19 protein-coding genes and 1 tRNA gene are annotated in these 21,220 nt (G+C 64.8%); 16 read left to right on the top strand and 4 right to left on the bottom strand.

Going from position 1 to position 21,220, the window contains the following annotated elements:
- Positions 1–105 precede the first annotated feature (105 nt).
- The 3 genes from FHS06_RS05675 to FHS06_RS05685 are packed head-to-tail and all read left to right on the top strand — an operon-like array spanning position 106 to position 3,164.
- Positions 106–1,134 carry a glycerophosphodiester phosphodiesterase family protein gene (locus FHS06_RS05675; RefSeq protein ID WP_167046564.1) on the top strand — a complete coding sequence of 343 codons (1,029 nt, stop codon included), beginning with the start codon at positions 106–108 and terminating at the stop codon, positions 1,132–1,134.
- A gap of 57 nt (positions 1,135–1,191) precedes the next feature.
- Positions 1,192–2,127 (top strand): ABC transporter ATP-binding protein, encoded by a 936-nt coding sequence (locus FHS06_RS05680; RefSeq protein ID WP_167046567.1) that lies wholly within the window; start codon positions 1,192–1,194, stop codon positions 2,125–2,127.
- Complete coding sequence (locus FHS06_RS05685; RefSeq protein ID WP_167046570.1) at positions 2,124–3,164, top strand: ABC transporter permease; 1,041 nt, start codon at positions 2,124–2,126, stop codon at positions 3,162–3,164. The genes FHS06_RS05680 and FHS06_RS05685 overlap by 4 nt, the downstream gene beginning before the upstream one ends.
- A gap of 492 nt (positions 3,165–3,656) precedes the next feature.
- On the opposite strand, the gene FHS06_RS05690 is transcribed toward FHS06_RS05685, so the two are convergent.
- The 3 genes from FHS06_RS05690 to FHS06_RS05700 form a co-directional block, all read right to left on the bottom strand.
- Positions 3,657–3,732: transfer RNA gene (locus tag FHS06_RS05690), tRNA-Met, on the bottom strand.
- A 157-nt stretch (positions 3,733–3,889) separates the two neighbouring features.
- Complete coding sequence (locus tag FHS06_RS05695) at positions 3,890–4,198, bottom strand: hypothetical protein (protein WP_167046573.1); 309 nt, start codon at positions 4,196–4,198, stop codon at positions 3,890–3,892.
- Entirely contained in the window at positions 4,195–5,745 is a 1,551-nt protein-coding gene (locus tag FHS06_RS05700) for a PspC domain-containing protein (protein ID WP_167046576.1), read from the bottom strand. Before FHS06_RS05700 ends, FHS06_RS05695 begins: the two co-directional genes overlap by 4 nt.
- 114 nt (positions 5,746–5,859) lie before the next feature.
- Here FHS06_RS05700 and FHS06_RS05705 point away from each other — a divergent pair, with 114 nt between their 5' ends.
- From FHS06_RS05705 to FHS06_RS05765, 13 genes are all read left to right on the top strand, one after another.
- Entirely contained in the window at positions 5,860–7,065 is a 1,206-nt protein-coding gene (locus tag FHS06_RS05705; RefSeq protein WP_167046579.1) for an ATP-binding protein, read from the top strand.
- The gene (locus FHS06_RS05710) at positions 7,062–7,730 is read left to right on the top strand and encodes a LuxR C-terminal-related transcriptional regulator (protein WP_167046582.1); all 669 of its coding nucleotides are present in this window, start codon (positions 7,062–7,064) and stop codon (positions 7,728–7,730) included. Before FHS06_RS05705 ends, FHS06_RS05710 begins: the two co-directional genes overlap by 4 nt.
- Positions 7,731–7,783: 53 nt before the next feature.
- A complete protein-coding gene (locus FHS06_RS05715) occupies positions 7,784–10,210 on the top strand; it encodes an ATP-dependent helicase (RefSeq protein WP_167046585.1) in 2,427 nt (808 codons plus the stop codon).
- Positions 10,211–10,263: 53 nt separating this feature from the next.
- Complete coding sequence (locus FHS06_RS05720; protein WP_167046586.1) at positions 10,264–11,325, top strand: SseB family protein; 1,062 nt, start codon at positions 10,264–10,266, stop codon at positions 11,323–11,325.
- A 200-nt stretch (positions 11,326–11,525) separates the two neighbouring features.
- Positions 11,526–12,290 carry an SDR family oxidoreductase gene (locus tag FHS06_RS05725; protein WP_341779615.1) on the top strand — a complete coding sequence of 255 codons (765 nt, stop codon included), beginning with the start codon at positions 11,526–11,528 and terminating at the stop codon, positions 12,288–12,290.
- A gap of 40 nt (positions 12,291–12,330) precedes the next feature.
- Positions 12,331–12,921 carry a TetR/AcrR family transcriptional regulator gene (locus FHS06_RS05730; RefSeq protein ID WP_167046589.1) on the top strand — a complete coding sequence of 197 codons (591 nt, stop codon included), beginning with the start codon at positions 12,331–12,333 and terminating at the stop codon, positions 12,919–12,921.
- Positions 12,908–13,903, top strand: coding sequence for an NADPH:quinone oxidoreductase family protein (locus tag FHS06_RS05735; RefSeq protein WP_243845260.1), 996 nt, complete (start codon positions 12,908–12,910; stop codon positions 13,901–13,903). Before FHS06_RS05730 ends, FHS06_RS05735 begins: the two co-directional genes overlap by 14 nt.
- Entirely contained in the window at positions 13,903–14,634 is a 732-nt protein-coding gene (locus FHS06_RS05740; protein ID WP_167048008.1) for a glucose 1-dehydrogenase, read from the top strand. The genes FHS06_RS05735 and FHS06_RS05740 overlap by 1 nt, the downstream gene beginning before the upstream one ends.
- 119 nt (positions 14,635–14,753) lie before the next feature.
- Positions 14,754–15,491: an ABC transporter ATP-binding protein gene (locus tag FHS06_RS05745; protein ID WP_167046592.1), complete on the top strand. Its 738-nt coding sequence runs from the start codon at positions 14,754–14,756 to the stop codon at positions 15,489–15,491.
- Positions 15,488–16,246, top strand: coding sequence for an ABC transporter ATP-binding protein (locus FHS06_RS05750; protein WP_167046595.1), 759 nt, complete (start codon positions 15,488–15,490; stop codon positions 16,244–16,246). Before FHS06_RS05745 ends, FHS06_RS05750 begins: the two co-directional genes overlap by 4 nt.
- Entirely contained in the window at positions 16,246–17,124 is an 879-nt protein-coding gene (locus tag FHS06_RS05755) for a branched-chain amino acid ABC transporter permease (RefSeq protein ID WP_167046598.1), read from the top strand. The genes FHS06_RS05750 and FHS06_RS05755 overlap by 1 nt, the downstream gene beginning before the upstream one ends.
- Complete coding sequence (locus tag FHS06_RS05760) at positions 17,121–18,224, top strand: branched-chain amino acid ABC transporter permease (protein ID WP_167046601.1); 1,104 nt, start codon at positions 17,121–17,123, stop codon at positions 18,222–18,224. The genes FHS06_RS05755 and FHS06_RS05760 overlap by 4 nt, the downstream gene beginning before the upstream one ends.
- A gap of 11 nt (positions 18,225–18,235) precedes the next feature.
- Positions 18,236–19,510, top strand: a complete 1,275-nt coding sequence (locus FHS06_RS05765; RefSeq protein ID WP_167046603.1) for an ABC transporter substrate-binding protein — start codon at positions 18,236–18,238, stop codon at positions 19,508–19,510.
- 88 nt (positions 19,511–19,598) lie between these two features.
- On the opposite strand, the gene FHS06_RS05770 is transcribed toward FHS06_RS05765, so the two are convergent.
- Positions 19,599–21,185 (bottom strand): long-chain-fatty-acid--CoA ligase, encoded by a 1,587-nt coding sequence (locus FHS06_RS05770; protein ID WP_167046607.1) that lies wholly within the window; start codon positions 21,183–21,185, stop codon positions 19,599–19,601.
- Positions 21,186–21,220 lie beyond the last annotated feature (35 nt).

Genomic DNA, 21,220 nt, shown 5'->3' on the forward strand with positions numbered 1-21,220 from the left:
CACGACGGACACAGCAACCGAATAGGCCTGTGAGTGCTCTTAGAGCGCGCGTGGAAGAGACGCTGTCGGCAGCCTCCAGACAGCACTCGCGGCTAGCCTGAGACCGTGCCGCATACCTCTCCACTCATCATCGGACATCGAGGAGCGCCGGGGTATCGTCCCGAGCACACGCGGGCGTCGTACGAACTTGCGATAGATCTGGGTGTCGGCGCTGTTGAGCCCGACGTTGTGGTGTCGCGCGATGGCGTGCTCGTGGTCCGCCACGAGAATGAGATATCCACCACAACCGACGTTGCCGAGCACTCCGAGTTTCTCGATCGACGCACAACCAAGGTGATCGACGGAGAAGAAATATCCGGGTGGTTTACCGAAGACTTCACGTGGGACGAACTGTCGCTTCTGGGTGCTCGCGAGCGCCTGCCCGAGCTCCGCCCCGGCAGCGCGCAGTTCGACCGGCAGCAACCCATGCTGCGCCTCGGCGAACTGCTCGCGCTGGTGGATGCGGCATCCGCTCGCGTCGGACGCGAGGTTGGCGTCGTCGTCGAAATCAAACACGCCACGTACTTCGCATCTCTCGGATGGAATATGGCCGACCTCGTCTCGGCTGAACTCCGCGCCGCGGGGTGGGCCGGGGGAGCGCGGGGGCTCGTCATCGAGTCGTTCGAGCAAAGCGTGCTTTCAGAGTTGAAACGCACTGGTGTGCCGGCGACCTACGTTTATCTCATCGAAGCGAAAGGCACACCTTTCGACCTCTTGGCGAGTCTCGGTGCGAAGGCCGAGAAATACTCCGCTGCCCTCAGCGAAGCGGGGCTCGATCGACTCGCGCACGAGGTAGATGGCATCAGCCTCAACAAACGCTTGATTCTCGCACCCGACGTTTTGGGGCACGCCACCGGTCCCGCGCCCGTCGTTTCGCGCGCGCACGAGCGCGGCCTGAAGGTGTTCACCTGGACATGCCGCCCCGAGAATGCGTTCTTGCTACGGCAATATCGCGACGGCGCGGATGCTGCCACACACGGTCATTGGCAGGCCGAATGGGCTGTGCTTCGCGACGCAGAGCTCGACGGAATTTTCGCTGACCACCCTGATCTCGCGGTGTCATTCTTTACGCCAGAAGCACCGCGGCGCCGGTGAGCCTCAGCTGCGAGAAAAACCTTTCGCGCATACCAGCGGACCCATAGGGTGGGAACCATGGCTTCACCCGGCATTGTCGTTCAAGATGTCCGCCGCTCATTCGGAAGCATAACTGCCGTCAATGGCGCAACACTCCAGGCCGACTTCGGACGCATCACTGGACTCGTGGGCCCGAACGGTGCGGGCAAGACGACGCTACTTCTCATGCTCGCTTCGCTCCTCGCACCCGACGAGGGTGAAATCTGGATCGATGGCGTCAACCCGCTCGACGATCCGCAGGCCGCCCGAGGATCCCTCGGCTGGATGCCCGACGCACTCGGGGCCTGGGGATCGCTCACGCCACGCGAAATTGTGCGTGTGACCGGACGGCTTTACGGCATGCCAAGCCCCGCAGCAAACGCGCGCACCGCGGAGCTGCTTCACCGCGTAGGTCTCGATGATCTTGCAGACCGCCCGGCACGCGTGCTCTCGCGCGGACAAAAGCAGCGCCTCGGATTGGCCCGTGCGCTCGTGCACAACCCGCGCGTCCTGCTGCTCGATGAGCCAGCCTCCGGCCTAGACCCCCAAGCGCGGGTGGACCTCCGACTGCTGTTGCGTGAGCTTGCAGCAGAAGGCCGCTGCATCCTGATCTCAAGTCACGTGCTGAGTGAACTTGAAGAAGTCGTTGACGACGCGGTCTTCATGGTCGCCGGTGCGACGATGGCCGCCGATGACGTCGCTCTCGCACAGCGGAGGTCGCGTCCGTGGCGGCTGAGGCTCGCTGGCCTCGATCAATCCGAGGCCCGTGCGCGCACTGCCGAAGCTCTCTCGATTGATGCTGATGCCGTCACCACAGACCGCCGTGACATCCTGCTCGCGTTCGACACCGACGTCGAAGCCGCGGCGGCGCTCCGAACCCTCATCGAGGCGGGGCTCCCGGTCGCAGAATTCGCGGCAGCCACCGGAGACCTCGAACACACCTTCCTCGGAGCAGCAAATGGAGGTGCACGATGAACGCGGCTCGCCTTCGGACCTTGATAGGTCTCGAGCTCACGCAGCGCATGCGGAGCGTCGCCTGGTACGTGCTGCTCGGTGTCTTCGCCGCCGTGCTCATCGTTGTGACAGTGCTGTCGTTCCTCGTGTTCGGCATGCAGAACTATTCCGGTCCTGGCATTTACTCAGCGATCGTCTACATCGTGCTGCTGCTCGTCGTGCTCGTCTCACCGACTCTCAGTGGCAACGCGATCAACGGTGATCGGGAGGCCGCAACGCTTGCGCCCGTGCAGATCACGCTTGCCACGACGGGCGAAATCATCATCGCGAAGTTTCTCGCGGCGTGGATAACGGGGCTGGCGTTCGTCGTCGTCGCGGTGCCGTTTCTGCTCATCGCGATGACCGCAGGTGGAGTGAACATCCCCACGGTAATCGTTTCGCTTCTCGTGCTGATCTTCGAGATCGGCATCGTATCCGCGATCGGTGTCGGACTCAGCGGGCTGATCGCCAAGCCCCTCTTTTCGGTGACGTCGACCTACTTGGTTGTGGCGGCGCTGACCATCGGCACGCTGATCATCTTCGGGTTAGCGGGCGCCAGCATCCGTTCCACTGTCACCTCGGAATACCGATACGGCATGTACGAAGAGTCGGGATCGGGCACGCTGGAGTGTGGATCATGGGAGACATCGACCTACGAGACACCGCGCTTTGACTACGTGTGGTGGACGTTGGCGGCGAACCCGTTCGTCATCCTCGCCGACGCGACGCCGACCTCTTACGACCCGAGTGGCTACCCCGATGATGTGTTCGGGCAGATCAAGTACGGTCTGCGGAGCGCCCAGATTCCGCCCGACCTCAACGTCAAGTACGACGATTGCAACCCGAGTTCGTCACAGTGGCAAGGGCCTGACCACCGCGAGGTGATCGACAGCACGGTGCCCAGCTGGTTCGTCGGGATGGCGCTGCAGGTCGTTCTTGCGGCCGCGCTGTTGTTCGGCGCGTACTCCCGCACCCGTACTCCCGCACGACGTCTACCCCCTGGCACCCGCATCGCGTAGCGCGCCGCCGGTGGGCCGCGCCGTTACGCCGTGCTGGGGGTGCCTCGGCAGCGCACCGGCAGCGTTCACTCGGGAAGTATCACGCGCTACCCGGCACTAACGCAGGCAGTATCCATGTGTGATGCTGCGCTGCGGCGTTCCAGCCCCGGTTCTGCCTGAGTTCGTGTAGGACGGTGGTGCGAAGCGCGACGCCGGGACACTGGGGCGCCCGCGGAAGGTGCGGACGGACCCAACCCGACATGCCCGACCAGAGCAGCCCTGTTTTGCCTGCACTAACGCAGGCAAAACAGGGCTGCTGGAGCAGATTCCGGGTGAAACGACGTGTTTTTGCCTGAGTTCGTGCAGAGGAGCGGGGTGAAGGCGAAACCTCGTCGAGTGGCAGGTGATGGCCCGCGGCGCTTTTTCGGGCGGATGCGACGGGGGGGCTGCGTGGGGTAGGCCGCCCTGAGGTAGGCAGCCCGGGGTAGGTCGACGAGTGGCGTCGAATGAAAGTGGACGCGACGGCGGGAGTCGAACCCGCAACGCTGCCGGATATGAACCAGAGCCCGGGACCGCCCGGATCGCCGCGATAACCCCACGCTAACTGAGCGCGCAGCCCGTGTCGAGGAACATCGCGCTGTGTATCAGAATGTGACGGGGTGTGACCTTGGATGACGTCACACCCCGATGCGGACAGTTCCCGGATCGACCTCCGCTTATTAAGCGCGGAGATCGCGGCGTGCGGATCAGCTCACGCGGCGACCGTGCTCTACACGCCCGAGCTGCACGCGCCGGAGCGACCCCGCGAGACCGGCAACGAACATGAGCGTGCCGATGCCGAGAATGACGATGGCTGTGGCTACGAGCGGATCAATGGTGATGGTCCAGTCGACGATATTGGTGCGCATCGCGGGATCTATCAGGAGCGTAAGCGCCCAGAGCGCGGCGGCAGAGAACGCCATGAAGAAGAGTCCCCAGATGATGCCGGCCCACCGAACGCGGGGGACTGCCGGTGTCGGGAGAGTAGTGAAGTCGATACGGTCTGTCGTGGTCACGGTGCTACCTCGGATGTTGGAGTGGTGGTGTCTGTCGGGGACGAGCCGGTCACGGTTGTGTCGGTGAGGGGGACGCCCTTGTCAGTGGTGAAAGTGATCCGCACGCTTCCGCTTTCCTGCGCGAGGGTGAGTGCTTGAGTGGTCTGTACCGCAGTGTCAGCGAAGGCGAAGGTGCGGTCGATTTTCTGCGCTCCGTCGACACTTGTGCTGTCCACGGTGAAATAGATCGCCCTGTTTTCTCCAGTTGCGTAGTCGACCACGTCTCCGGAGAGCACAACGTCGTCACCAAGCATCATGTCGAGATCGAGCTCGACACCCTCCTGCACCGCGATAGTTGTGCTGCCCTCGCGTTTGGTGACCTCGATGGGGGTGGGGCGGGTGCCAGCAGCCGAAACGTAAATCGACATGTTTCCGTTGTCTTGTGAAGCCGTCCACGGGCCCATGGTGTTGTCGATGTACTGATTGCGAGCATTGACCTCGGAAATAGTGACGGGCGCAATGGTTGCAATTGTGCCCAAGAAAAGCATCACGACTGTCAAGAACGCGAGAAAGTCGCTGCGTCGGCGCAGCGCGCCTGCCACGACCATCGACGTGGCCAGTACGAGCCCCGCCGTGAAGCACCCGAACGCTGCCACTAGATCGCGCCCGGCCGGGTCTACTACGGCCGACCACAGTGAGACGAGGGCTCCGATGACGAGTGCCCCGCCGGTCACGACGACGATGAACGTGCCACTCGTGCGCGGGTTTTCGAGCCGCTGTATTCGCCGACGCTCATTTGCTTCTGCTGCGAAAGCTGCGGCGGTTGCTTCTCGCTCACTTCGCGCTTCTGCGCGGGCACGCTGTTCGGCGTCTGCCTGATCGTGTCGCCACTGATCGTGCTGCACACGCCACTGTTCGTGTTGTGCGCGCCACGCGGCGAGCTCATCAGCCGATTCGGTTGCGGGCGCGGGCGGTTCGGTGGGCGCGGCGGGCGCCGACGCATCGGATGCTGGCGCAACATTCGTCTCGAGTGTTTCTCTGGTCTGCCGGGAACGTGACCGCGAGCGTCGCGATCCGCGAACGATGAAGTACACGATGGCGCCGAGCACGACAAGGCTGGCAAGTGTGCCGAGTGCGCGTAGCGGAGAGGAGTCGAGGAAGTACGGAGGCGAACCCGTGAACACGATGGCGAACCACGGAAAGATCGCGATGAGTCCGACGACGGTGAGGATGCCGATGCCCACCATCGCTGGGTCGAAACCGCCGCGCATCAACTCCCGCAGGTGAATAGTGCCGTTCGCGTCAGGGATGAGGGCCCAAGCGATGGCGTACAGCACGAGCATGGGGAAGCCGAATATTGCTGTGACAACGACGATTGCCCGGACGATCGCGGGGTCGATGCCGATACGGGCAGCGATCCCGGCGCAGACCCCGCCGAGCCAACCGTCGGCGCGAGCGATACCGAAACCGCTCACCCAAGAAAAGAAACGCTCGCTGCGCGGGGCGCTTGACGCGGGGCGCGGCGGTTCCGGCGCGGGTGGGGGCGGAGGTGTACTCGTGTCGGTCATGGTTCGATCCTCCCAACCGCTCGGTGGTTCCAGCTATGGGGGGATTCCCTGATCGCACCCTGAAGTGCGAGCGCGAGCACCCCTGATACCGGTGTCGAGTGATTGGATGGCGACATGTCCACAGCTGTCCCGATCTCGCGGCCACCCCTGCGGCGCCCGCGAGAGTGTCTGATATCCGGCACGTGCGAGGGTCTCGCGGCCCACCTCGGGTGGAGCGTCGCGTGGACGCGCATGCTCTTTGTCGCACTCGCGCTCGTGTCGGGCGCAGGCATCTTGCTTTACGTCTGGATCTGGGCGTTCACAAGGTGGGACGAGACAATGTCGGCTTCGCCATCCCGCAAAGCTCCGGTGGCATGGATCTTTGCCAGCGTCGCAGCAGTCGGGCTGCTCGCATTGGTCGTCTGGGCGCTTACCTGGAGCTCTCGAGGTGTCGTCTTCGCGGACACTTCGAACTGGAACCTCTTCTTAGTGGCAACGGCGGCGTTCGCTGTCGCCGCCGGCCTCTGGGCGACGTTTATCGACGGCGCCGATACCGCACGCGGCCCGAAGCACGTGCTGTCCGTCCGGCTTACGGTCACCGCGATACTCGCGGTACTTTTTCTTATTGAAGGGGCGCTGCTCCGGCAGGGCGGTCTATACGCGTTCACGGGTGCGCTCGTCGCTCTCGCGGGTGTTGTGCTCGTCTATTCTTCGGTGTTCATCGAGAAGATCCGGCAGCTCTCGGGCGAGCGAGTCAAGCGCATCCGCGAAGAACAGCGCAGCGAAATGGCAGCCCATCTTCACGATTCAGTGCTGCAGACCCTCGCGCTCATTCAGAACCGTGCTGGCGCATCGAGTGAAGCTGCGCGCCTCGCCCGTGCGCAAGAGCGAGAGCTGCGTGCGTGGCTCTACGACGGCGACGCTCCCGCCGACAGCGACTTGCCAACAGACCTCCGCGACTATGCAGCGGCGCTCGAACTCGACTTTGCCGTGCGCATCGATGTCGTCTCGACGGGGGCCTCGGCCGAGCGAGCCAGCGGAGAACTCGCCGCGGCGGCGAGGGAAGCGATGCTCAACGCTGCGCGCCACGCCGGTGGCGAGGTGTCGGTCTACATCGAAGGCACTTCTGACTACGTCGAGGTGTTTGTGCGCGACCGCGGCCCGGGGTTTGACCTTGAAGCTGTGCCCGACGACCGTTTGGGCGTGCGGCAATCGATCCTCGGTCGAATTCGCCGCATCGGGGGCACCGCGACGGTGCGACCCGGCAGCGGCGGCGTGGGGGTAGATGTACATTTGCGCCTGATGAACAACGTCAATACTTCTGCAGAGGCAGCGTCATGAGTGGCATCCGAGTTGTCATCGTTGACGATCATTCGATCTTTAGGTCGGGGTTGCGGGCCGACCTCGACGCCAAAGTTGACGTCGTGGGCGATGCCGCGGATGTTGCTTCTGCCATCGCGGTGATCGTCGAGACTCAGCCTGACGTGGTGCTGCTCGACGTGCATCTGCCTGGTTCTGCTGGCGCCGAGACCGTAGCCACCGGGGGCGAAGCAGTCCTCCGCGCTGCGTTGCCGCAGGCGCCGAACACGCGGTTTCTTGCATTGAGCGTGTCGGATGCCGCCGAAGACGTTGTGCGGGTCATTCGCGCCGGCGCTCGTGGTTACATCACGAAAGGTTCGTCCGGCATCGAAGTCAGTCAGGCCGCGCTCGCCGTGGCGGGAGGCGACGCCGTATTCTCGCCGCGGCTCGCCGGGTTCGTGCTCGACGCGTTTGGCGCCGTGGGCGGCGAGACCGCAACGGCCTCCGACGAACTCGACCGGCTGTCTGCGCGTGAACAAGAGGTGATGCGGCTCATCGCGCGCGGGTACGCCTATAAAGAGGTGGCGACCGAGCTCTTCATCTCTGCGAAAACCGTCGAGACACATGTATCGGCGGTGCTCCGAAAACTGCAGCTCTCGTCGCGCTACGAACTCACGGCGTGGGCAACCGAACGGCGACTGCTCTAACGGCGGCTTCTTCTGACAGTACTGTCGGAGCCGCCGCCTACACTTGAAGAGCCATGACAGACGCCTCCGCACCCCTCGTCGTGGGGGATACCTCACAACGCTCCGATGATGATCTTCTTGCGGGCCTCAATCCGCCCCAGCTCGAAGCCGTGACGTACCGCGGCCAGGCGCTGCTCATCGTGGCGGGTGCGGGCTCGGGTAAGACGAGCGTTCTCACGCGCCGCATCGCGTCGCTCCTGCGGGCGCGCGAAGCCTGGCCCAGCCAGATCCTCGCGATCACGTTCACCAATAAAGCAGCCGGTGAGATGCGAGAGCGTGTTGGTCAGCTCGTCGGCGAAGCCTCTCGTGGCATGTGGATATCGACGTTCCACTCGGCGTGCGTACGAATTCTCCGCCGCGAGGCACAGCAGTTCGGCTTCACGAGTGCCTTCACTATCTACGACTCGGGCGACTCGCGCGCGCTTTTGAAGCGGCTCGTGAAAGAACATGAGGCGGATGCCTTCGGCCTCACACCCGCGGCCGTTCAGGGCCGCATCTCGAAACTCAAGAACGAGCTCGCCGATGCTGAGTCGTACGCGCGGCAGGCCAACATGTCCGACCCCGCGGAGCGGATCTTCGTTGAGATTTTCGGCGATTACCAGCGCGCACTGCAGCGTGCGAACGCCTTTGATTTCGACGACCTCATCGCGCAAACCGTCTATTTGTTCCGTGCCTTCCCGCAGGTGGCAGACGTCTATCGGCGGCGGTTCCGCCACATCCTGGTCGACGAATACCAGGACACCAACCACGCGCAGTACGCGCTGATCCATGAGCTTACGAGGCCGCCCGTCGGCGCGACTCCGGAACCGTATGCCGACAGCGGCATGATGATCTTCGAGGCCCCGAAGCACGACGCTATTGGCGCGGAGGCCGTGGGCGCAGCTCTTACCGTGGTCGGCGACTCAGATCAGTCGATCTACGCCTTTCGTGGCGCCGACATCCGCAACATCAGCGAATTCGAGCGCGACTTTCCTGGGGCGAAGGTTGTGCTGCTGGAACAGAACTACCGCTCGACCCAGAACATCCTGTCGGCGGCAAATGCGGTTATCGGCCACAACTTTGATCGCAAAGACAAGAAGCTGTGGACCGACAGCGGTGCTGGCGAAAAGATCGTTGGCTTCACCGGTTACTCGCAGCACGATGAGGCGCAGTTCGTCGCCGATGAGATCGAAGTGCTGCACAAGAAAGACGTGCCGTACTCCGAGATGGCCGTGTTCTACCGCACCAACTCACAGTCGCGTGCACTCGAAGAGATTTTCATCCGCTCGGCCGTTCCCTACAAAATCATGGGCGGCACGAAGTTCTACGAGCGCGCCGAAATCAAAGACGCCCTCGCGTACCTCGTCGCCATCGCCAACCCGGTCGACGAAATGGCTATTCGGCGCATCCTCAACAAACCCAAGCGCGGTATCGGCGATGTGACCGAAACTGCCATCGCGCGATACGCCGAAGAAAACGAAATGTCGTTCCGCGATGCGCTCGCGAACCCCTCGGCGATGGGTTTCGGCCCCAAAATTCAAAAGGCGCTGCTTCACCTCGACGAAGTTCTGGTTGAAGCATCCGCTCTCATGCTCCCCGCTACCGGCGAGCTTGCCCCGCCGACCGCGGTTGCCGAAGGCCTCACCCTGCTGCTGAACAAGAGCGGATACCTCGACGCTCTGCGTGCGAGTCGTGATCCGCAAGACGAGGCCCGACTCGAAAACGTCGACGAGCTCGTTGCTGTGACCCGGGAATTCGCGCGAAACAACCCCGAGGGCACGATCATCGACTTCCTCACTGAAGTCGCCCTCGTGGCGGCAGCAGACGATCTTGACGACACCTCGGGGTCGGTGTCGCTCATGACGATGCACACGGCGAAGGGCCTGGAGTACGACAGCGTTTTTCTCACCGGTGTCGAAGAAGACCTCATCCCGCACCGAATTTCGGCAAACGAGCCGGGTGGCCCTTCTGAAGAGCGACGCCTGTTCTACGTGGGTGTCACGCGCGCGCGCAAGCGGCTGTATTTGTCGCTCGCGATGACGCGGGCACAGTTTGGCGAGGTGACAGTTGCGATGCCGAGCCGTTTCTTGCAAGAAATTCCCGCAGAACTCATCGAATGGCGGCAGTCTCCGGGAGACGTCAACTCGCGCGGCGGAATGCAGTCTCGTGCGCTCAATGCGCGAAAGCCTGGTTCATGGGGCGGGCGCCGTTCCGAAAACCCGCCGGCGTTGGCGCCGCGATCGACATCGCTCGACAAATTTCCGAACCGTGTGCCCGCCAAGGTGCGGGACAACGGTGAGATGGAATTGGCGTCAGGCGACCGCATCCGTCACGACGACTTCGGCGAAGGACACGTCGATGCAGTGACAGGCGAGGGTGCGAAGCGTGTCGCGCACGTGCGTTTCGAAGCAGTCGGGGCGAAGAAGCTGCTGATCAAGATCGCTCCCATCGAAAAGCTGTAGCGCTCCGGGCTGGCTCATCAACCCGCGCGTGGTCCACGGGCTACGCTGGGGCTATGGCATTGTTCTCGCGCCGCCCGAAGAAGTCTGAAGAGCCCGCTACTCCCGCCGAGGAACCGGCTATCGCCGATGAGTCGACGGCGAACAGCGCCGGAGCTGAAAGTCACACACCCGAAGAAGTAGTGCCGCAGGTCAACATTTCGATGTCGACGTACGGCAAATCCTCACCTCCGACTCCGACTCCGACTCCGGCCCCCGAGAACGTCGCGAAAACAGCGCTTCCGCGGCCCGATGCTGAAGCGCCGGCGCCCACAGAGTCGGTTCCTGGCCTTCGCGACAATGTGCTCGTGCGTCAGGCTATGAGTGGTGTCAACAAGCCACCTGAGCCCACCGAGCTTCTCAATGTTGCTCGTCAGTTGTTGCAGGGGCATGTGTTCTTGCGCATTCAGGGCGACGCGAAGGAGCTGCTCGCTGAGGGCAAAGACCTGCCGCTTTCGGTCGCGAAGCTCAACGGCAAACCGTATGTTCTCGCGTTCTCCGGGGGAACGGCGATTCAAGACGCTGTGCGCGCTGACGGCAACTCGTCAACATCAGCAGTGGGACAGCCCGTCTTGAACGTGCTGAAGCACGCAATCAGTGGCGAGTTCGCCGGCCTTATCGTCGACCACGCTTCGTCGCCGGCATCAGCTGTGCTGCCGCGGGCACTGCTCGAGCGCACTCTTGAGCAGGCCGACGATGACATCACGATCAAAGAGCTTCTGGCGGCAGTTCGCACGCCCGAAACGGGACGTGAGGTTGCGCGCGCGATGAGTACAGCGCCGCTGTGGCTTGCCGGAAAGCGCACCGACGACGGCAGGTTCGGTATCGCTGAATACCGCGCCGCCGATGGCACGCGAGCGCTTGAAGTTTTCACCCACCCACTCGAGCTGCTCGCACTTGGCCGTGGCGATCAACCGCTGCCGATCACGGCCGCACAGCTGGCCACGGCGCTTCGAGGTAACGAACAACTCACCGGTGTCTTCGTGAACCCGGCGGGCCCCTGGATTCGTCTCAGTCGCGAAGAACTCGCCCCGCTTTTCGAGATCACAGCGCCCGACGAGCCCACCTCTTCTGAGTAGGACCTGCGACACTCAAGGGTGCACCTGGTTTCGTAAGGCCCGTCACGACGGGTGAGGACCGTGGGTGACAGCGCCCGCCGTTTGCAGCCGAGTGGCGGCGTGTGAAACGGAGCTCGGCGCGCACGTCGGATGCCTTTGGGGCATCTCGATTCGGTGCCCGATCTGGTGGGGGTAGACATACATACCGACTGGACGGTATTGTGTCTTCCAACGGAAGCGAGGTCGCAGTGCGCAGATTCGAGGGCAGAGTCGCCCTGATCACCGGGGCCAGCAGGGGCATCGGCTTCGCCATCGCCCGGCGCATCCTCGCCGAGGGGGGTTCGGTCGTCATTACGGGCCGCAAGCAGGCCGCGCTCGACGCCGCGCTCAGCGAGCTGGGAGAGCGTGCATCGGCGGTGGCTGGGCACGCCGATGACGCCGAACATCAGCAGGCCGTTTTCGCCCACATTGTCGACCGGCACGGGGGCATCGACCACCTCGTCAACAACACCGGTATCAATCCCGCGTACGGACCGATTGTCGACACCGGTGCGGACATCACCCGCAAGATCGTCGACGTAAACGTCGTCGCGGCGCTCGACTGGACCCGCGGGGCGGTCGCTGCGGGGTTGACGCGGTCTGTCGTGAACATCGCGTCGGTCGCAGGCTTGGGTGCGAGCCCCGGAATCGGCTTCTACGGCGTCTCGAAGGCAGCGCTCATCAACCTGACGATGCAGCTGGCCTTCGAGCTCGCCCCACGGATTCGCGTCAACGCCGTGGCACCCGCCGTGATCAAGACGGCGTTTGCTCGCGCCCTCTACGAAGGACACGAAGCCGAGGCCTCCGCCGCATATCCCTTGCAGCGCCTCGGCGAGAGCGACGACGTCGCGGGGCCCGTCGCCTTCCTCCTATCCGACGATGCCGGCTGGATCACCGGCCAGACAATGCCGATCGACGGCGGCGCCAGCATCCGCCCCCAACTGTGAGCTGCTCGGGCTCGCGGCCGATTCGCGGGAGGATGAACGTATGAAAGATTCTCACGTCGCCGACGACGTCACCCGTGCCGCTGTCGAGCTTTTCGCTACTCAGGGCTACGCCAACACGAGCGTTCAGCAGATCGTTGCGGCCGCTGGTGTCACCAAAGGCGCGATGTATCACTACTTCGAGTCGAAAGATGACTTACTGTTCGGCATCTACGACCGCCTGCTGTCGCTGCAGAAGTCGCATCTCGATGAAATCATCGCGCGCGGCGGCGCGACCGACGAGGTGCTACGCGCGGTCTGCGTCGACGTGCTCGAGACCTCGATCGATGACATTTCGGCGGGAACTGTGTTCTTCCGCAGCATGCACATGCTCAGCGCGCCACGCCAGCAAGAGGTCACGCGCCGCCGAAGGAGCTACCACGACCAGTTCGCGGCGCTGATCGTGCGTGGACAGGCGGACGGGCTGTATCGCGACGACATCCCGGTCGTGATGATCGTCGCGCATTTCTTCAGCGACGTGCACTATCTCTCGCACTGGTACTCGCCCGAAGGGCCGGAGGATCAGACTCTCATCGCCGAACAGATCACTGATCTGTTCTTGAGCAGCATCAGGAGCAAAGATGACCCTGCCTGACACGATGCGCGCCTGGCGCGTCACCCGACTCGCCGAGCCGAACGAAGCGCTCTCGCTCGATGAGCTCCCGATGCCCACGCCGTCGGCGGGCGAGGTGCTCGTGCGGGTCCGCGCGGTCGCGGCGAACTTTCCCGACGTGTTGCTCTGCCGCGGCGAGTACCAGGTCAAGCCTGCGCTGCCCTTTGTGCCCGGTATCGAGTTCGTCGGCGATGTGGTCGCATACGGCTCGAGTGTCGACGGGCTCGAGGTCGGGGCTCGTGTGCTCGGCTCGAAGATCGGTGTGCTCTCGGAATATGCCGTGCTACCCGCGTCGGATGTGTGGGCGGCACCCGAGTCGCTCCCGGACGTCGAGGCATCCGGGTTGACGGTCGCCTACCAGACCGCGTGGTTCGCGCTCCACCGTCGCGCGGCGCTGCAGTCCGGCGAATGGTTGCTCGTTCATGCGGCAGCCGGCGGCGTGGGGCTCGCGGCCGTGCAACTGGGGGCCGCTGCGGGTGCTCACGTAGTCGGCGTCGTGGGGTCGGCGGCAAAAGCGAAGGTGGCGCGGGATGCCGGAGCCGACATCGTGCTGGTGCGGGGCACCGATGACATCGTCACGGGGGTCAAGTCGGCTACCGGTGGGCGGGGCGCAGATGTCGTCTTCGACCCGGTCGGTGGCGACGCGTTCGTGGCCTCGACGAGGTGCATCGCTTTCGAGGGTCGCATCATCGTGGTCGGCTTTGCGGGCGGCACGATCCAAGAGCTCCCGGCCGGGCACGTGCTCGTGAAGAATTATTCGGTGGTGGGGTTGCACTGGGGAATGTATCCGGGCCTTCGTCCGGACCTCGTGGATGACGCCAGGGCAGGTCTGACTCGTCTGGCGGAGGCCGGCTCGATCCGGCCCGTCGTCGACCACGTCGTGCCGTTCGATCGGGCGCCGGAAGCCCTGACCGCGCTCGCAGGGGGCGCGACGGTGGGTCGCGTCGTCATCCAGGTCGGGTGATGACCCTCGACGGGCGCGTCTGCCTGGTCACGGGCGGTGCCCGGGGGATTGGTGCGGCCGTGGTCCGCGCGCTGCACGCTGAGGGTGCGCGCGTCATGGTCGCCGACGTACTCGAGGTCGAAGGTGCCGCGCTCGCGGACGAGCTCGGCCCATCGGTGCGTTTTGCGCGGCTGGATGTCACGGACGAGCACGGGTGGGCCGCGGTGGTCGCGGCATCCCTCGACGCCTTCGGCGCGATCGACGTGCTCGTCAACAACGCTGGCATCGCCAACGCGGCGCCCATCGAGCATCTGTCAACGGCGAAGTGGGATGCGGTCATCGCTGTCAATCTGACGGGGACGTTCTTCGGATGCCGTGCCGTCGTGCCGATCATGAAGACCGCCGGTCGGGGGTCGATCATCAACCTCTCGTCCGTGGAGGGTATGCGCGGCAGTCGGGGCCTGCACGGCTACACCGCAGCCAAGTTCGGCGTGCGAGGGCTGTCGCAATCGATGGCGGTCGAACTCGGTGAATTCGGGATCCGAGTCAACTCGGTGCATCCGGGCTTTATTCGTACGCAGTTGACGGAACGCATCGATCCGGCACATCTCGACATCCCGCTCGGGCGGCCGGGGGAGCCCTCTGATATCGCCGCCACCATCGTCTTTCTTGCATCCGATGCCTCGGCCTTCACCACGGGCGCGGAGTTCGTGGTCGATGGTGGCATGATCGCCGGCATCCCGCACCGGTAACGGGCATACGCCCTCTTCGCCGCCATGGGTGCGACACTCGAAAAGATGGCTGCAACATTTACATACCGCCCGGTCGGTTTCTGATGTACAGTGAGGGCATCTGACACGAAGAGGTGCCGATGCTTTCCCAGAACAGCCCCCACGATCCGCTCGGTCCGCGGCTCGAGATCGATCGACTGACCGTCACATTCGGCGGCCTCACCGCGGTCGACGAGGTCACCTTCACCGTGCAGCCCGGCGCGGTCGTCGCACTGATCGGCCCCAACGGAGCAGGCAAGACCACGGTCTTCAACGCCGTGTGCGGCCTCGTGCGACACAGCGGATCCGTCCGTATCAACGGCGCACTCGCACCGCGCCGCACGGCCGCACTCACCGACCTCGGTGTGTCGCGCACCCTGCAAGGACTCGGGCTCTTCGGTTCGCTCAGCGTTCGCGAGAACGTGCTCGTCCCCGTCGCGGGTCGTCGCGATGCCCCTCGCCTCGTCGCGGAACAGCTTGCTGCACTCCACCTCGACCCCCTCGCCGATCGACCGGTCGCCGCCCTCGCCTACCCCGATCGCAAGCGCGTCGCTCTGGCACGTGCGCTGGTCACAGATCCCGGACTTCTGCTGCTCGACGAACCCGCGGGCGGACTCGGCGCTGACGACATCGATGATCTCGCGTCGACGATCCGGCGAGTGGCCGAAGCAGGATGCTCCGTGTTGCTGGTCGAGCACCACGTCGACTTCGTCATGAGTCTGGCCGACGACATCGTCGTGCTCGACTTCGGTCGTCGGATCGCGCAAGGCGCCCCGGAGGACGTACGTACCGATCCGCGCGTCGAAGAGGCCTACCTCGGTGTGAAGGCGACACGATGAGCGCGACAGTCGCACCGACCGCACAGCCGACGCCGACACCCGCCGGAGCGCTCGCTCTTCGAGGCCTGACCGTGGGGTTCGGGGGCGCTCCCGTGCTGCACGGCGTAGACATCGAACTGCGTCCAGGCGAGGTCGTCGCACTCCTCGGCGCCAACGGCGCGGGAAAGACGACACTGCTTCGCGCGCTGGCCGGCCTCGTGCCCGCCGCATCGGGCGACATTCTTCTCGACGGATTCGATCTCGCACCACTTCGCACAGAGCAGCGGGCTCGACGGGGCATAGCGCTCGTGCCCGACGGCCAGAGCGTGGTGGCCGAGTTGACGGTAGAAGAAAACCTGCGGCTGGGTGCGTTGTGGCGCCATCGCGGCGCAGCGCGTGACCGCGCCGTGGCCGCGATCTACGAGCTCTTCGAGCCGCTCGCTCGGCGACGCACAAGTGACGGGCACCAGTTGTCCGGCGGCGAACGGCAGATGCTGGCTCTGGGGCGTGCGCTCATCGCCGAACCGATCGTGCTCGCCCTCGACGAGCCATCGCTCGGACTCGCGCCACTCGTCGTCGCGCAACTCATGGGCACTTTGCGCGATGCCGCCGAGAGTCGTGGCCTCACCGTCCTGCTCGCCGAACAGAACGTCACGAGCGCGCTCTCGATCGCCGATCGAGGCGTCGTCCTCGATCTCGGTCGAGTCGTGGCCGACGCGCCGGCCGCCCAGCTCGCTACCGACTCCGCCCTCCGACACGCCTACCTGGGGTTCTGATGGATCGCTTCGTCTTTCTGTTCGCCACCGGACTCGCTCGCGGCGCGATTTTCGCACTGTTCGCGCTCTCGCTCGTGCTCATCTGGCGGGCCGCGCGCATCATCAACTTCGCGCAGGGGGCGATGGCGCTCGTCGCGACGTACGTGGCGTTCGCCGTCACCGGGGGGACGGGGTCGTACTGGGCCGGACTCGCCGCGGGCATCATCGCCGGCGCGCTCATGGGGCTCGTCGTCGAGCGCGGCGCCATGCGATTCGCGTCTCATGAGAACCCGCTTGCCGGCGTGATCGTCGCGATCGGACTCGTGATCGTGCTGCAGTCGGTCCTTGGCATCCTTTTCGGCGCCGAGTACCGCCCCATGCGCGCGCCATTCGATGACAGCCCGATCATCGTGAACGGGGTGCCGCTCGTCTCGCCCTACGACCTCTTCGTCCTCGCCGTCGCGATCATCGTGATGGTGGCACTCGCCCTGCTTTTTCGCTACACATCGCTCGGCCTGCAGTTGCGAGCATCCGCGTTCGCCCCGGAGGTTTCGCGCATCCTCGGGGTACGGGTCACCCGGATGGTGACGATCGGATGGATGCTGTCGGCCGCCGTCGCGGCGCTGGCGGCGATGCTGCTTGTGCCGACCGAGCTGGGACTCAATCCGCACTCGACTGATGTGCTGTTCGTCTACGCTTTCGCGGTCGCCGTCGTGGGAGGTCTCGACTCGCCCGTCGGGGCGATGGTAGGAGGTGTCGTCGTCGGAGTCGCGATGACGCTCGTCACTGGATACCTCGGTGCCACGGTCGCCCCGATCGGAGTCCTCATCCTGCTCGTGGGTGTGTTGCTGATCCGACCGGGAGGCATCTTCTCGATGCGGGAAGCGAGACGCGCATGAACCGGCTCGCTCCCTCTCTCTCGGGCACCCCGCGGAGCATCGTCCTCGGTGTGCTGCTCACCGTCGTTGCGATCGGCGGAACCTTCCTGCTCGATCCCTACCGCAATTTCCAGCTCGCCACGATCGTGGCCTACTTTTGCGCGGTTGCAGGACTGACCCTCCTGACCGGACTCAGCGGGCAGCTTTCGCTCGGGCACGCGGCACTCATGGCTGCGGGTGGGTACGGCTACGCGCTCACGGCGAACGCCGTGACGGATATCGGAATCGACGGCATCGCTCGCTTCCTGCTCGGCATGCTCGCAGCGATCCTGGCATCCGGCGTGCTCGGACTGCTCCTCGGGCTCGCCGCGGCTCGCCTCAAGGGGCCGTATCTTGCGGGTGTCACCCTCGCGCTCGTCGTCGCACTGCCGGCTGTCACCTCCGTCTTCTCGGGAGTGTTCCGCGGTGACCAGGGCCTGCAGATCGCTTTCGAGGGCGTTCCGCCGGTGCTTGCACGTGTCATCGCGCTCGAGCAGTGGCAGGCGTGGGTCGCGATCCTCGTCACGGCTGTGATCGTGACAGCGCTCGCGATCGTCCGTCGTGGTGGTCTGGGGCTACGGATGCGGGCGGTTCGCGACGACGAGACGGCAGCACGCCTGAACGGCATCCCGGCGGCCCGCGTGAAGATCGCGGCCTTCGCGATCAGCGCTGTCGCCGCAGGAGCCGCGGGCGGTGTGCTCTGCTTCGTCACGCAGTCCGTCAGCCCGGGCGCCTACACCCTCGCCTTCTCGCTGTTGCTCGTCGTCGCCGCCGTGATCGGGGGACTCGGCTCGATCGGCGGAGCCGCCATCGGCGCCGCACTGATCGTGATGCTGCCGTGGCTGATCAACTCACTGGCGTCTGCACTCGCCCTGCCGAGCGAGCTCGAGCAGCGTCTCTCGGGCAACGCCGCCCTGCTCGTCTTCGGCGTGCTGCTCATCGTGGTGACTCTCGTCTGGCCGCGCGGTATCGCCGGTATCAGGATCACGCGCCGGCGCGCGTCGACTGATTCCGCGGCCCCCGACCATCCGGGACCAACCACCCCCGTCTCATCCGCTGCACGATCCGTCCAATCGCAATGAAAGAGGAGAACATGTCACAGCACACGACCGCACGTCGCGTCGTGGCGACCATCGGCGCTACCGTCGTCGTCGTCGCGCTCGCGGGATGCAGCACACCCACCCCCGCGGCCGATACTCCCGGTGTCACTGAAGACACCGTGACGATCGGCGCCCACGCCCCGCTGACCGGACCGGCCGCCGCGGGGTACTCGTCAATCTCGGCCGCCGCGTCCGCCTACTTCGACTACATCAACGACAACGGCGGCATCCACGGCCGATCGATCGATTACATCGTCAAAGATGACGCCTACAACCCCGCCAACACCCAGACCGTGGTGCGCGAACTCGTCCAGCAGGATGAGGTCTTCGCGATCGTCAACGGGCTGGGTACACCGACGCACACCGCCGTGCTGGAGTATCTCAACCAGAACGAGGTGCCCGACCTGTTCGTCGCGTCCGGGTCGACGACCTGGAATCAGCCCGAGGAGTTTCCCTTCACATTCGGATTCAACGCCGACTACCTGGTGGAAGGCGGTGCACTCGCGCAGTACGCGGCGGACGAGTACCCCGATGCCACGGTCTGCCTGCTCGGGCAGGACGACGACTTCGGCGACGAGATGATCGAGGGAGTCGAGCTCGCGCTCGGCGCGAACGGGCTCGCTCACATCGAGCGGTATTCGGTATCGAACCAGGATCTCGCCGCTCAGGTCGGTGCGCTCCAGGCGGCAGGATGCGAGATCAACATCCTCGCGACGATTAACGGGTTCACTGCGGTCGCGCTGGGCACGGCAGCAGCGATGGGATGGTTCCCACAGTGGTTCTCGTCCTCGTCGGGTGCCGACTACCCGACGCTCATCGGATACCTCGGTGAGGATGCCGGACCCCAGTTGATGCAGGGATTCACAGGCGTCAACTACCTGCCAGCGGCACAGGGTGACGACGACTGGACGGCACTCTTCCAGGAGGTCAACGCGGAGTACAACGACGGCGCCGCCTTCGACGGGAACACCGTCTACGGGATGAGCGTTGCGTATCTCTTTGCCGAGGCGCTCGAAGCGGCAGGCGAGAACCCGACCCGAGAGTCCCTGCTCGCGGCGGTGTCATCGGGCGATCTCGTCGGCAACGGCATCCTTCCGCTCGCCTTCGGCCCCGACAGCCACGCCGCCTACCTCGGCGTTGGCATCACGACCGTCGACCAGGGTGTGCAGGACTACATCGGGGTGTCGTACGCGATCGATGGTGGTTCGGTCGTGGCGGTCAATCCTGATCCGGTCTCGCTCGTCGGCAAGGGAGTGCCCGGATCCTGATCCGGTAGCGCCTTCGCACGCAAAAGGAGAGATCCTCACCTTCGAGAAGGTGAGGATCTCTCCTTTTGTCTGTGCGAGATGCGCGGGTTCAGTGGCGCAGCGGGGCGTGCTGGTCGGCGAGGAGACGCTTGAGGACCTTGCCGCTCGAGCCAAGGGGGAGGGCGTCGACGAGGTGCACCACGCGCGGGTACTTGTAGGCTGCCATCCGCTCCTTCGCGAACGCCACGAGCTCTTCGGCCTCGACGTCGGCGTTGTCGTGGACGACGATGGCCGCATGGATCTCTTGCCCGTGCGTGTCATCCGGCACTCCGAAAACGGCGGCGATTGAGACGGCCGGATGCGTCGCGATGACGGCCTCGACCTCGGTCGGATACACGTTGTAACCGTTGCGTAGGATCATGTCCTTCTTGCGGTCGACGATCGACAGGACGCCCTGGTCGTCTATCGTGCCCAGATCGCCCGTGCGGAACCACCCGTCGACGACCGCCTCGGCGGAGGCGTCGCCGCGGCCAAGGTAACCCTTGAACAGGTTGTGGCCGCGCACCACCACTTCGCCCACGGCGCCGGGCTCATCAATGAGGTCGATCCGGCTTTCGGTCTCGGCCTCGGCTATCGCAACGTCGACACCCCACAGCGGTCGGCCCACCGTACCCGGGCGAATCGGCTCATGGAGCGGATTGGACGATACGGTCGGGGCGGTTTCGGTCAGACCGTACCCCTCGTGCACGTCTGCGCTATAGGCCTCGGCGAAGGCCTCGAGCACGACGACGGGCAGCGCCGCCCCGCCTGATACCGCGTAGCGCAGGGGCGGCCGGTCGGGTGATCGCCGGGCGGCCTCCAGCATGCCGACGTACATCGTCGGAACCGCCGTGAAGACCGTCGCGTTCTGCTCCACCATGAGGCTGAGCGCGACATCCGGATCGAACTTGGGCAGCAGAATCACGGATGCGCCGACGCGGAACGCGATGTTCATCACGGCGGTCTGCCCGAACGTGTGGAACAGGGGCAGGCCACCGAACACGATGTCGTCCGCGCGCAGATCGAACGCATCGAGCAGCGTGCAATGAACCTGCTCGATGATCGATAGGTGCGTGCCCACCGCGCCCTTGGGTGTGCCGGTCGTGCCGCTCGTGTACAGGATCGTTGCGGCCTCGAGCGGGCCGACCGGCTCGTGGCGCACGATGGGCGCGTTCGCGGCCGCCTCGGCCTCGAGGCGCGGAAGGTCGATGCTGGCGTCTTTTGGCAGCAGCACGGTCATGAGGGGAACACCTTCGCGGGCCGCGGCGGGGACCGCCTCGCCGAGCAGAGGGGCCGCGGCAATGAGCAGGTCGGCCCCCGAGTCGCGCAGGATGAACGCGATCTCGTCGGCCTTGAACAGCAGGTGCACGGGCACGACGATTGCGCCGAGGGAGAGAGTGGCGAAGTAGACCCGTGCAAAGTCGGGCACGTTCGGTACGAGCATCGCGACGCGGTCACCGTGCCCGATCCCGCGGGCCCGGAGCGCGCCAGCGTAGCTGCGGGTCTGATCCCACAGCTCGCGATAGGTCGTCGATGTGCCCATGAAGTGCACCGCTGGCCGTTCGGCATGGCGTACCGCCGATTCGCTCAGAATGCTCGCGACCGACATGGTCGTGAAGCCGGGGCCGTCTATGGCGGGATCTGGCTGATGGTTCATTGTTCGCCTTTCGTGGTCGGTGCGAGAAAGGTGGT

This window comes from Microbacterium halimionae (assembly GCF_011761265.1).
Taxonomy (GTDB): Bacteria; Actinomycetota; Actinomycetes; order Actinomycetales; family Microbacteriaceae; genus Microbacterium; species Microbacterium halimionae.